The organism is Runella zeae DSM 19591 (genome assembly GCF_000423565.1).
Classification (GTDB): domain Bacteria; phylum Bacteroidota; class Bacteroidia; order Cytophagales; family Spirosomataceae; genus Runella; species Runella zeae.
Map to the genome: position 1 here is coordinate 17,015 of NZ_AUIF01000059.1, position 13,199 is coordinate 30,213.

The following is a 13,199-nucleotide window of genomic DNA, read 5'->3' on the forward strand; positions in this document are numbered from 1 at the left end:
TTTTCTCAGGGGATTTTTCTACTCTCTTACTTTTTTTATCATGAAGCAAGTTTTATTTTTAATTATGTTTTGTATAGGCTCTTCTCTGATTGCCCAACAAAACAGCTCCATTTCTATACCATCTCAAGACGATAAGCTTTGGTATGACAAACCCGCCGAAGTTTGGACGGAGGCTTTACCTCTGGGCAATAGCTATATGGGCGCGATGGTATTTGGGGGAACAACTCAGGAACATCTGCAACTCAACGAATCAACGCTATACTCAGGAGATCCTAAAGGTACTTTTAAAAGTATCAACATCCGCAAATACTTCCGAACGGTAGATTCACTGCTGAAAAAAGGGCTTTATCTCGAAGCTCAAAATCTGATTCATAAAGAATGGCTTGGCCGCAATCACCAAAGCTACCAGCCGATGGGAGACTTGTGGATAGATTTTGATCATAAAGCTCCCGTCACTGCCTACAAACGCTCGCTCGATTTGTCGACCGCTACTACCTTCGTGGAGTATCAATACAAGGGGACGCGCTTCACGCGGGAATATTTTATGAGCTATCCTGACCATGCTCTTGTGATGAAATTGAACGCGCAAGGCCCCGAAAAAATAAATGGAAAAGTGTATTTTTCGACGCCTCATACTCCTACTACTACCTTCAAAACAACCTCTCAACAGTTGATTATGAATGGCAAAGTACCTGGTTTTGTTGTTAGGCGTACTTTACCCCAAATCCAAAAAGAAGGGGACCAATATAAATATCCCGAAATCTTTGATAAAGATAACGCCCCTTATCCTAATGCCGACCGCATCTTGTACGGAGCAGACGCCAATGGTTTAGGAATGAGCTTTGATACCCGCCTAAAAATTCTTAAATGCGATGGTAAAATCACCTATGAAAAAGACCATATCCAAATTTTAAATGCCACTGAAATAGTGATCGTGTTGAGTGCCGCCTCTAGTTATAATGGCTTCGACAAAAGCCCTGCTACTGAAGGTCTCGATGCTTCCAAATTAGCAAATGGCTATTTAAACAAAGCGACCAGTAAAAACTTCACACTCTTAAAACAAACACATCTCGCTGACTATCATCGATTATTCAATCGAGTTAAAATTCAAATCGAAAAACCTACGGCACAGTCGGCACTTACTACTGACCAACGCATCATGCGCTTTAAAAATGGCCAAGACCCCTCTTTGGCGGCTTTGCATTTTCAGTTTGGAAGGTATCTAATGATAGCAGGCTCTCGTCCGGGTGGTCAACCACTCAATTTGCAAGGTATCTGGAACGACCAAGTTATTCCTCCTTGGAATGGCGCCTACACCACCAATATCAACGCCCAAATGAATTATTGGCCTGCCGAGCTCACCAATCTTTCCGAATGTCAGGAACCTTTTTTTAGAGCTATTAAAGAACTCTCTATCAACGGCAACAAAACCGCCCAAACTATGTACGGCAACCAAGGGTGGGTAGGGCATCACAATATGGATATTTGGCGTCATGCCGAGCCGATTGACATTTGCAATTGTTCGTTTTGGCCGATGGCCGCAGGCTGGTTTGTGAGTCATTTGTGGGAACATTATCTTTTTACGGGCAACGTTCAGTTTTTACGTAACGAAACTTTCCCCCTCTTGAAAGGTGCTGTGCTTTTTTACAAAGATTGGCTAGTGCCCAATGCCCAAGGGTATTTGGTAACTCCAATGGGGCATTCACCCGAGCACAATTTCAAATACGACGGTGACAAAATTGCGACCTTTAGCCAAGGCCCCACGATGGATATGGCTATCATCCGAGAGTCGTTTGAGCGCTACCTCGAAGCCACTAAAATCTTAAATATTCAAGACCCGCTAGCCCTCGAAATAGCCGACAAACTAAAGCGCCTTCTTCCTTATCAAATTGGCAAATACGGTCATCTGCAAGAGTGGTCGGCAGATTTTGAAGATAGCGAAAAAGAACACCGACATATCTCACACCTTTATGCTTTTCATCCAAGCAATCAAATCAATCCTATCACTACGCCCGAACTAGCCGCAGCGGTGAGCCGCACTATGGAACGGCGCGGCGATAAGGCCACCGGCTGGTCGATGGGCTGGAAACTCAATGTACAAGCACGGCTTTACAATGGAGACAAAGCCTATACGCTTCTGTCTAATTTATTGACCCTTATCAAAGAAAATGACCGCCAAAATTTCAATGGTAGTACCTATCCCAATCTTTTTGATTCGTGTCCTCCTTTTCAAATTGACGGAAACTTCGGTGCCACCGCCGGCATTGTCGAAATGCTCGTGCAAAGTCATGCGGGTGAAATACATTTATTGCCCGCATTGCCGAAAATTTGGAACACAGGTAAAATAACGGGTCTGAAAGCACGAGGAGGATTTATCATAGATTTGGAATGGGAAAAAGGACTGCTCAAAACGGCCAAAATAACTTCTACTCTAGGAGGTAATTGTCGAATTCGGACTTCAAGTCAGGCAATTGTCTCAGTCCCCGCAGCTGTTGTGGACAAGACCTCCAATCCAAATTCCCTTTTCAACTTTATCAATCCCGGAAAACCGCTCATTGTCAATGCGTCGTTACAAGCACCTATACTTACGGTAGATGGCATCGTACAAGAGTTCAAAACGGAGGCAGGAAAAAATTATACCATTCATTTATAACGAATTAGGCGAGGTTTCATGAAACCTCGCCTAATTCGTTATTCCCATTTTTTGGTTGAAAATCTCAGATAAACACTATATCAGTGATAAGTTCATAGCCAAACTCCCGATTAAGTGAATCAATAAGTTTGCGTTTAGCAATGACGAGTTCGTTGGCCAAAGGAGCCGAAGTAAGCCGCAAAAAGAGGATTTTATCTTTTACATATATTTCATTGGTACGGGTCGAAATTTCTTTCCCCACCAATTTTTCCCAATACACCCTCACCGCCGATTCGTCAAATTGCGAACGGAGACGATAAGTTTCAAGCATTTTATTAATAGCTTCGCCTACGGTGGTTACGCCAGGGCGGCGGGCAGCATTTTCTTTTTTGAATCTATAAATCATAACTAAAAGGGCAAAGCATTGACCCTACAAATTTACGAATATCCCCCTAAGCATAGACTAGCTGATAGACTTTTTTAGAAATTATTTTGGATTAAGCTCATTGCGCCGTAATATTGCATTATCAAGTCAGTTGCTTCTCATTCGCACAGCGATTGATTTATAAAGAAGAGGGGAGAGAATAGGCTCCGCGAACCTCTGGCAACCTGTTTTATCATACACAAAATAAGGTGCTAATTCCTACCTAGCAGTAAATGACTAGGGAATATGAATCCAAACACTCATGTTAAGATTTTTCTAAGTTGGCATTCTCTATTTTCAAATACCCCTATACTTTCTCCTTGGAGTTAGGAGGCGAATTGGCAGGCTTTCAATTGGCCTATACGACGCACGGCACTCGCAATGCCGATAGCAGCAATATTCTCTGGATTTGCCATGCTCTCACGGGCAGCTCCGACCCCGTCGATTGGTGGGATGGTCTGGTGGGACCCGGACTTCATTACGACCCTAAAGATTGGTTTATCATCTGTGCCAATGTCATTGGGTCGCATTATGGCTCCACCAATGCCCTGAGTATCAACCCTCAAACAGGCACATCTTACTTTCAGACTTTTCCTGAGATTTCGATACGTGATAATATCGCCGCCTTCGAACTACTCCGCGAGGAATTGGGAATTACCCAAATTCATACGCTTGTGGGAGGGTCGTTGGGCGGACAACAAGCCCTCGAATGGGCAATTATGAAACCCGACTTAATCAAAAATCTTGTATTGATTGCCACCAATGCGCTGCACTCACCTTGGGGTATCGCTTTCAACGAGTCTCAAAGGATGGCTATCAAAGCCGACCCTACTTGGAAAGAAGCACGCCCTGATGCGGGTATAGAGGGTATGAAAGTGGCCCGTTCTATTGCGTTGCTTTCGTATCGCAACTACGATACCTACGATTTTACCCAAGCTAGGGATAGCAACGAACAAACCGAAAATTTTCGGGCGGCTACCTATCAACAATACCAAGGCGACAAGCTCGCCAATCGCTTCAATGCTTTTTCGTACTGGAGCCTGTCGAGGATGATGGATTTACACAATGTGGGCCGCAACCGCCCTAGCGTAGTACATGCCTTATCCCAAATCAAAGCACATACGCTTGTGATTGGGATTAGTTCAGATATTTTATTCCAGCCTAGCGAGCAAAAGTTTTTGACCAAACACATCCCTGACGCCGAATATCAAGAAATCGATTCGCTTTATGGGCACGACGGTTTTTTGATTGAATACAAGCAATTGAAGCAAATTCTAACCTCCTGGGAAACAAAACAAAATTTTCAAGTAGCTAAATAAAAAGGGCATAAAGTATCACCCTTTTTTCTGAAACTTAGCAGTCGATATGGTTCGAAAAATCTTGTTAGGTATTCTATTAATGTTGATTGCAGTCGGTATTTTTTACCGCGACTTGGTCAGTTATGGATATATGCAAGCCAAAGGACAAATTCAGATTTTGTGGAATACCAAACCTGTCACAGAAGTACTCCAAGACCCTACCCTACCCGACTCTCTCAAACAACGCCTCCAACTCATCGGCGAAATCAAACAATTTGCGATAGACTCTTTAGGGCTAGATTCTTCAGAAAGTTATACTACATTTTATAACCAAAATGGCAAGCCTATTTTGTGGGTACTTACCGCTTGTGAAAGATTTCAAATGAAACCCAAAGAATGGCGCTTCCCTGTCATCGGCACATTTGCCTACAAAGGTTTTTTTGATAATGCTCGTGCTCAAACCGAAGAAAAAGCATTTATCGACCAAGGATTTGACACCCAAATCAACGAGGTGTCAGCGTGGAGTACGCTAGGTTTTTTTAAGGATCCTATTTTATCTTCTATGCTATATCGTGGAGAAGGTAGCTTAGCCAATCTTATCATCCACGAAATGACCCACGGCACACTATTTGTGAAAGACAACCTCGAACTCAACGAAAATTTGGCAAGTTTTGTAGGAGATTATGGTGCAGTACGATTTCTAACAGCGAAGTACGGCAAAAACTCTCCGCAACTTGAAAAATATGAATTTAGGAAACAATATAACGACGCCCTAAGCCAGCATATCGTAAGAGGAGCGCATCAACTTGATAGTCTGTACAAAAACTTTCCTTCTTCATTGACCACCGCCCAAAAAGATACCCTCAAAATGGCTACTATCAAGCACATAGTCATTAGTTCGGATACTTTGTTGGGAGGAATAATTGGCAAAAAATACCCGTGGCGTAGCAAGAAACTCCCCAACAATGCGTTTTTCATTGGATATCTGACGTATCATTCCCAACAAAATCAGTTTCAAAAAGAATTTCAAACGCAGTTTAAAGGCGACTTTCGCAAATATCTTTCTCATTTAAAAGCAAAGTATCCTACCTCATTTTGAGGGAGTTATTTGAACTTCTGACCTTTTTTTCTTGTATTTTTAAAAGTAAAAACAGAACTTTCGCCAAGTTAAAAGTATCGGAATATTGATTATAAATCGTATATATTACGGAATCACTGCCTTGACAACAAATAAAAAGTAAGTATGCTACGACGTTTTGCCATCGTCTTCATAGTATTGTTATTGTCAGCCTTTCACACCAAAGACTCTTACCGACGTGTTTCACAAACGAGTTTTGGTACAGGAGAGCATTTTGAGTATCGTGTTCATTACGGTATTTTCAATGCGGCTGATGCAGTAGTGGATGTCAGTCCGCAAATACAGTACGTAAATGGGCGCCCGTGTTATAAAATCAATATTGTAGGTACCACTTTAGGAGCATTTAGCTGGTTTGCCAAAGTGAGAGACGAATGGCAATCATGGATGGATACCTCGGCGATTGTATCCCAAAAGTTTTATCGGAATATACGAGAAAACAATTATCGAAAAGTAGAAACGACAACTTTTAATCATGCCACCGACGACGCCACCGTCACCGACGAAAATGGCACGAAGAAATTTGATGTACCGGATCATATTCAAGATGCAATCAGTGGGTATTTTTATCTCCGAACCGTAGATTTTAATAAGCTACAGCCCAATGATGTAATTGATGTGCCTACTTTTTTTGAGAATGAAGTTTATAAACTAAAAGTCAAATACCGAGGCAAAGACAATGTAAAAACGAAGTTTGGCAAAATAAAAGCGCTTAAACTAACGCCCATTATGCCCAACAATCAGCTTTTCAAGGGCGAAAACTCAATCCGTATTTGGGTCTCCGACGACGCCAACAAAGTCCCTATCAAAGTGGAGGTCGACCTCTGGGTTGGCGCTTTGGTGATGGAAGTGAAGTCTTTCAGAGGAGTCCGCAACACCTTCGATTGGTACTGATTCCGGTAAAGAAGCAATCCACCAAAATCGTGAATCTTCATCTTTAGCAGCCCATTCTCTAAAGGATTCGTTGAATGTTTTAAGATTAAGACACATTATTTTAATGCGATAATAGCTTTCCTTATATGACTTGTTATCACAAAACAAATCATTTACACAAAACATTCAGAGTGAATAGTTTTTAAAAAGGCGGCTCCTCAGAAGGATTAGGCGGTGGGAAATGCATACCTCCTAAGTCATTCGCTTTACTTTTGAATGTTCCACCTACGGGTGGAGAAGTATCAAAAGAAGAAGAGGGAGGCATTTTGGCATCATTCCCAAAAGTAGCTGTGTTTGCGCCACTCGGTGTAGTAGAAGGGTTTGGAGAATAATACCCGTCCAAATCAGCAAATTTGGTATATTTTCCAATAAATCTCAATTGAATAGTATCTAGCGAGCCGCTTCGGTTTTTAGCAATAATCACTTCGCCTACACCCTGCACCGAATTTCCAGCATCATCTTGTGTAAAGCCATAGTATTCAGGACGATACAAAAACGCCACCATATCGGCATCTTGCTCAATAGAACCCGACTCCCTCAAATCTGAAAGTTGAGGACGCTTGTCACCACCACGAGTTTCTACCGCACGACTTAGCTGCGAAAGGGCAATTACGGGCACATTTAGTTCTTTTGCGAGATTTTTGAGGGCTCTCGAAATCGAGGCGATTTCTTGTTCGCGGTTTCCTCCACCTTTACCCCCGTCACCTTGCATTAGCTGCAAGTAATCAATCACAATCATCTGAATGTCGTGTTGCTGCTTTAGGCGACGGCACTTGGCTCTCAACTCCAAAATTGATAAAGCGGGTGTATCATCAATATAAATAGGAGCTCGCATCAAGCGGTCGATACGCTGATGAAGCTGCGTCCATTCGTGAGGGGCAAGGTTTCCTTTTTTAAGTTTCTCACTATCCAATTCGGCTTCTGCCGAAATCATCCGATTTACGAGCTGCACCGCCGACATCTCTAGCGAAAATATCGCCACGGGCATACCAAAATCAACGGCAGCATTGCGCAAAGACGAAACGACAAAGGCCGTTTTTCCCATGGCAGGTCGTGCGGCCAAAATGATAAGCTCAGTAGGCTGCCATCCGGAAGTAAGGCGGTCGAGCTGGGTAAATCCAGAGGGTACGCCTGTTAAACCGTCTTTTTGTTCACGTCGGCGTTCCAATTCTCGCAAGGCCTCCGTCATGATGGCACTCATATCCGCGTAGTTTTTACGGATATTTGATTCCGAAATTTTAAAAAGGGACTGTTCTACCGTATCTAAAAGTGTAAAGACATCAGTAGTATCTTCAAAAGCATCTTGCAAAATTTTGGAAGCTACAGATATCATTTCGCGCTTCATGGCCGACTGCGCCACTACGCGTGCGTGATATTCGATGTTAGCTGCCGAGTTGATTTTAGTGGTCAGGGTAGTGACATACTGCGCTCCACCTACCATTTCTAACTCACCCAGCTGCCGTAGCTGATTGGTGACGGTGAGCAAGTCAATGGGCTCAGAATTGGTAAAAAGCGTAATGATAGCATTGTAGATTCGCTGATGCGATTCCTTATAAAAACTCTCGGCCTTCAAAATATCAATGACTGAGTTGAGTGCATCTTTTTCAATCATCAATGCCCCCAAAACCGCCTCTTCCAACTCAATCGCTTGAGGGGGGAGTTTTCCCATAGAAGCTCCTCCATTGTCTAGCCAACGATTGCTAGAATTGGGGCGGGCCGAACCTCCAGGAAGATTCTTTTTTAAAAAATTATGGGATTTGTCGTTTTCCATGTGTTAAAATCAACCACAATGATACGCCTATTTTTAGGATTCTGAAAATGTCTTGTGCAACAAAAATCAACCTCAACAGATAACTATCTGATAACAAATATACTACATACTGAGCGTTTTTTTCTGACTTCCGGTCATTAATGTTTCGAGCTGCGTCTGTACTATTTGATAGTCGAGTTCAGCACACGTTTTATTTGTGTCTGAAATGATAACAGCATTCTTCCCATTCTGATACGTTCCAGAGTAGGGCATATAATGGCCAAAATTGTTGAGCTTACCAAAAAGCAATACTCCAAACGTCCCTACGGCATTGGCCAAATGCGCCGGCCCACTGTCTATCCCAATAAAATAAGTAGCATGTTTAATAATCTCGGCGGTTTGAAGAATCGTAAACTTACCACACAAATCTAAATATTTAGGGTTTTCGGTCAGCTTTATAGCCGTAAGACCAATTTGAGCTACATAGTATCCTCTTTCGTTAATCAACCAATCTACCAGTTTTTGCCAGTTCTCAACTGACCAGTCTTTGGCGGGATAGTTAGAACTACAATGAATCACCACTAGGTTGTGAGGGAGTCCTAAGGATTTTATTTTTTCTTCATCTGCCTTCGAAATTATGAGGCGAGGAGCATCATCTCGGATTGGCAAATCAGCACACAACTGAAAAATAGTGAGCAAATTACCCTTTTCAAAATAATTAAAAACCGTGATGTCTTTTTGAGCTGCAACTTCATTTTTGTGCACTTGGCCACTGACCAAATCGAAGTTACTTTGCCAAAATTCGAGGTTATAAATTTTATCAAAAACCCCCGATTTACATAGCACCAATCTCCTTAAAACAGAAGGCTGCGCCCAAGCCTCGTCCACTGCAGGGTGGTGCACTACAAGTTCTTTAAATACCGGCTTTACCATCCACACTATATAATCTTTGGGATGAATCTCTCTTATTTGTCTAGCAAGCGGCTCAGCCGCTACAATATCACCAAAATGTTCGGTGCGGATGATTGTTATCAGCTTACGTCTCCCCAAAAATGAGATTTTAAGTAACAAAAAACGGATTATCTCCCCCACCGCTCCTAAACATTCTTTGGCTATGTATGAATATTTCCGATAACGATGTTTCCAAAGTGCAATGGTTGTAGCAACACTCATCTTAAAACAGGTAAATCTAAGTTTTGGTAAGTTTGTTAGAACGAATCGACAAAAAAAGAAAAATGAATTTCCTACACTTCTTTCATTTCAACACTTTCAATTTTACAAAATTAGGTTAAAAACCTTTTTTGGGTATGTTCATCTCTCTTTATTATTGTTATTAGTTTTTTAAAGGTATGATTTCCTATCACAAATTATTCTACCCACAGGCTAATAGGGTATGGACGAAAGTGCCTATTTTTGAGTTTTCTAGGGTTTTTAACCAAGTAATCATCATCATGACAAATAAACTTTTTCTTCAAGCAGGTGCTATTTTAGGATTATTGGGGGTTGCTCTGGGTGCTTTTGGCGCCCATGCGCTCAAGCCTTCACTCGAAGCTTCAGGACGATTTGACACTTTCGAAACCGCCGTTAAGTATCAATTTTATCATGCCTTAGCCTTGATTCTGATTAGCATTTTACTTCAAAATGCTTCTGTGTCGGCAGCCAAGTGGTACAATTGGGCCGGCTATGCCACGCTCGGAGGCGTTATTATTTTTTCGGGGGCGTTATATACCATTTGTTTTACGGGTATCAAAGCCTTCGGGGCAGTGGCTCCTATCGGAGGTACATTGATGATTGTAGGCTGGCTGTTGCTTTTTTTGGGGGCTACCAAATCATAAATTTAGCTATGTTTAAAATAAAAAAAGGGTAGCGAGATTGTCTCACTACCCTTTTTTTATTTCTTTTCAATCGACTATCCTCCCAACACAGTCATATATTGCTGTAGAAGTGTTTCGTATTTTTTCGCCATTGCTTCTTGTTTGCCTTCTCTGCACGCATTGGAGAGGGTTTGCAAAACATAAAGCTGTATGTTAGTATCATTATTTACATGATGCTGAACATTGTACTTCAACATTTCTTCAGCCCGCGCGCCCATCACCGTCGCAATCTCAATCGCTTTTTTGTTTTCGCCCAAGATAAAAAGATAATTGACGTAGTTTGCGGATATCTGATCATAAGGGATAGTCTTATCAGGCATTTTTGCCAAAATAAAATTTAAGGCTTCTTTGGCTTTGTCATTTTTACCTTCCCGAATGAGCTGATCCACGAGCCTCATGAAAGCAATACGCGCCGAAAACGCAGGCGAACCTTTGTAAGTACCATCGTAGTACGTATTTGGATTATCCAACTCGCGCCAGAAGGTTTTCTTCATGAGGTTGTTAGCCATTACATCCGTATTGACATAGCCGTCTGTAGCCCCTGGCACACGTACAGGAAGCAATCGATACGCATAACCTTCGAGTTGCATAAACTCTTTCAGGTTCAAGTAATTGTCGTTGGTAAGGGTTCCTGAGAAGTAAATCGGGCGTTTCCAGTCATTAGTTGCAATCATATCAAGCATGATTAAATCTGACTTATAGAGGTCACGCTTACCGATAGTCCACTGCATAGTATCTTTTACAAACGAAGATAGCTCAGGCTTAAGAATCTTCATTTTTGTCACTTCATCAGAGTTAATCCCCAGCACTAGCACCGAAGAAGGCAAAATACTGGTCATTTCGCCGCTGGTAAGAGGAACTTGAATCGCCGCATTGTTTTGTTTTACCAATGCAATATACTCTTTAAGATTGATACCATTTTTTACAGCTGGCATTTCATAAAAAGGTACAATGTCGTTTTTGCCAGCGGCAAAATTGGCATAATCCAACGAAATCGGCAGTGGGTCAGACTCATACGTTTTACGTTTCATCTGGCCAATGTACCAATCTGTTCCTAATAAACTTAAGTTACATACTCGTACATCGGTACGGAAGCCTTCGACCTCCTGCACGTACCATAAGGGGAAGGTATCGTTGTCTCCACCCGTAAACAGAATCGCGTTTGGCGCGCAAGAATTGAGGAGGTTTTTGGCAAAATCGACTGAGTGGTATCGATTACTTCTATCGTGATTGTCCCACCCTTTGGCTCCCATCAGGATAGGTGCCGCCAAACCAAGTACTGTAGCCAAACCTGCACGCGTACTAGCCGGAGGAAGAACCTTTGATAAGAAATCATAGATAAACACCACTCCCAATCCAATCCAGAAAGCAAAGATGTAAAACGAACCTACATAAATATAATCCCGCTCACGAGGCTCTACAGGAGGGGAGTTGAGGTAAACTACCAGTGCTATACCCATCATCATAAATAATAGACCCGTAACGAGTAAATCATTTTTACGACGGAAAGCTTGACCAAGTATCCCCAAAAGACCCAGTAAAAATGGAATCATATAATAATTGTCACGTCCAGGATTGTTGGCCATTGGGGCAGGCAATCCCGCAGAAGTTTCCCAAGGACGCAAACCACCTGCACCTTCTTCATCACTTTCACGACCCACAAAATTCCACAAGAAATAGCGCCAATACATATGGCCTAATTGGTGAGAGAAGAAAAACGAAAGGTTGTCGCGCATAGAAGGTTTTTGCCCTTCTGCTAAGCCTAGTTTTTCACGGTACAGCTGAGGGTGATTCATCTGATTGCTGTGCACCCGTGGAAATAGCATTTGTTGGTTTTTCTCGTATACATACTCAGGGCGATAATCTGCAATCACATAACGCCCATTGGCTTTGCGATACATCGGTTCTCCTTTTTCTGAACTTACAGGACGTGCCGTAAACACAGGTCCAAACAACAACGGACGACTACCATACTGCTCCCGTTTGAGGTAAGACACATAGCTGATGACATCGCTAGGGTCGTTTTCGTTGATAGGAGGGTTGAAATTTGAACGCACCAATACTAAGAAATAAGAAGAATAGCCAATTACCACAAAAGCAAAAGCCAAAAGAGCCGTGTTCCAAAGCACTTTTTCTTTTTTCGCAGTATATATGATTCCCCATACTAGCGCCCCAATAAATAAAACTAGGAAAAATAAAATACCCATCGAATAGGGCGCACCTAAGGTATTTACAAAAAAGATTTCAAACTTACCGGCCATTGAAGGGAGCCATACAATTACCCCAGAATTGATAATTGCCAATACAACCAATCCTCCAAAAAAAGCAGCAACTCCGCCCCAAAGCGTAGGTTGTTTGTATTTTTTGAAATAATAAACCAATGCTAATGCAGGTATCGTGACAAGATTGAGTAAGTGAACACCTATCGAAAGCCCTACCAAATAGAAGGTAAAAATAAGCCAACGATTGGCAGCCGCTTCGTCTTCGATGCGCTCCCATTTGAATACGGCCCAAATCACAATGGCAGTAAAAAACGACGAAAGTCCATATACTTCTGCTTCAACCGCCGAAAACCAAAAAGAGTCGGAGAAAGTATATGCCAAAGCACCTACAATCCCAGCACCTAATACCGCAAAAGTCTCTCCTTGCGTAAGCTCATCGTCTTTCTTACCAATGATTTTGCGGGCTAAAAGGGAGATTGTCCAGAATAGGAACAAGATTGTAAAAGCACTTGATACTACCGAAACCATATTGATCCAATAGGCCACTTTGGTCACATCTCCAAAAGAGAGCAACGAAAACATCCGACCTATCAAAAGAAATAAAGGAGCACCAGGTGGGTGGGGTACTTGTAGTTTATAAGCGCAGGCGATAAATTCGCCGCAGTCCCAAAAACTAGCGGTACGCTCCACAGTAAGCACATAAGTTACCAGCGCTACTGCAAATACGAGCCAGCCGGTGATGTTGTTAATTCGATTGAATTTTGACATTTTAGAGATGATATATTTTCGATTTTGGGTTGGTGTTATTCCTAAATTGTTGAGTATAAAATTGCAAAAGACAGAAGTGAAAATGCCCCAATGCCCTCACTAAAACATTGGCTACAATCTATATTCAACAATCCAACGTAACCAAAGGCGTGCCAAAAATAGC

General features: G+C 42.2%; 9 protein-coding genes and 1 riboswitch. Of the genes, 5 read left to right on the forward strand and 4 right to left on the reverse strand.

Annotated features, from left to right (window positions below; all coding sequences use genetic code 11):
- Positions 1-40: 40 nt before the first annotated feature.
- Complete coding sequence (locus tag G563_RS34955; protein ID WP_037327130.1) at positions 41-2,653, forward strand: glycoside hydrolase family 95 protein; 2,613 nt, start codon at positions 41-43, stop codon at positions 2,651-2,653.
- Between the two features lie 64 nt (positions 2,654-2,717).
- Here G563_RS34955 and G563_RS0115930 read toward each other — a convergent pair whose 3' ends face one another.
- Complete coding sequence (locus G563_RS0115930; RefSeq protein ID WP_028666192.1) at positions 2,718-3,038, reverse strand: DciA family protein; 321 nt, start codon at positions 3,036-3,038, stop codon at positions 2,718-2,720.
- 154 nt (positions 3,039-3,192) lie between these two features.
- Positions 3,193-3,309: riboswitch (SAM riboswitch) on the forward strand.
- A 28-nt stretch (positions 3,310-3,337) separates the two neighbouring features.
- Between G563_RS0115930 and G563_RS0115935 the strand changes: the two genes are divergently transcribed.
- The 3 genes from G563_RS0115935 to G563_RS0115945 all read left to right on the forward strand — a co-directional run bounded on the left by G563_RS0115935 (position 3,338) and on the right by G563_RS0115945 (position 6,383).
- The gene (locus tag G563_RS0115935; protein ID WP_028666193.1) at positions 3,338-4,375 is read left to right on the forward strand and encodes a homoserine O-acetyltransferase family protein; all 1,038 of its coding nucleotides are present in this window, start codon (positions 3,338-3,340) and stop codon (positions 4,373-4,375) included.
- A 46-nt stretch (positions 4,376-4,421) separates the two neighbouring features.
- Positions 4,422-5,453: an aminopeptidase gene (locus G563_RS0115940; protein ID WP_028666194.1), complete on the forward strand. Its 1,032-nt coding sequence runs from the start codon at positions 4,422-4,424 to the stop codon at positions 5,451-5,453.
- Between the two features lie 144 nt (positions 5,454-5,597).
- Complete coding sequence (locus G563_RS0115945; protein ID WP_028666195.1) at positions 5,598-6,383, forward strand: DUF3108 domain-containing protein; 786 nt, start codon at positions 5,598-5,600, stop codon at positions 6,381-6,383.
- A 181-nt stretch (positions 6,384-6,564) separates the two neighbouring features.
- Here G563_RS0115945 and dnaB read toward each other — a convergent pair whose 3' ends face one another.
- Both dnaB and G563_RS0115955 read right to left on the reverse strand, forming a co-directional pair.
- Positions 6,565-8,193: a replicative DNA helicase gene (dnaB, locus tag G563_RS0115950; protein ID WP_028666196.1), complete on the reverse strand. Its 1,629-nt coding sequence runs from the start codon at positions 8,191-8,193 to the stop codon at positions 6,565-6,567.
- A gap of 102 nt (positions 8,194-8,295) precedes the next feature.
- Positions 8,296-9,345, reverse strand: a complete 1,050-nt coding sequence (locus G563_RS0115955; protein ID WP_028666197.1) for a glycosyltransferase family 9 protein — start codon at positions 9,343-9,345, stop codon at positions 8,296-8,298.
- Positions 9,346-9,623: 278 nt separating this feature from the next.
- On the opposite strand from G563_RS0115955, the gene G563_RS0115960 reads away from it, so the two are divergent.
- The gene (locus G563_RS0115960; protein WP_028666198.1) at positions 9,624-10,007 is read left to right on the forward strand and encodes a DUF423 domain-containing protein; all 384 of its coding nucleotides are present in this window, start codon (positions 9,624-9,626) and stop codon (positions 10,005-10,007) included.
- 74 nt (positions 10,008-10,081) lie between these two features.
- On the opposite strand, the gene G563_RS0115965 is transcribed toward G563_RS0115960, so the two are convergent.
- A complete protein-coding gene (locus G563_RS0115965; protein WP_028666199.1) occupies positions 10,082-13,036 on the reverse strand; it encodes a glycosyltransferase family 117 protein in 2,955 nt (984 codons plus the stop codon).
- Positions 13,037-13,199 lie beyond the last annotated feature (163 nt).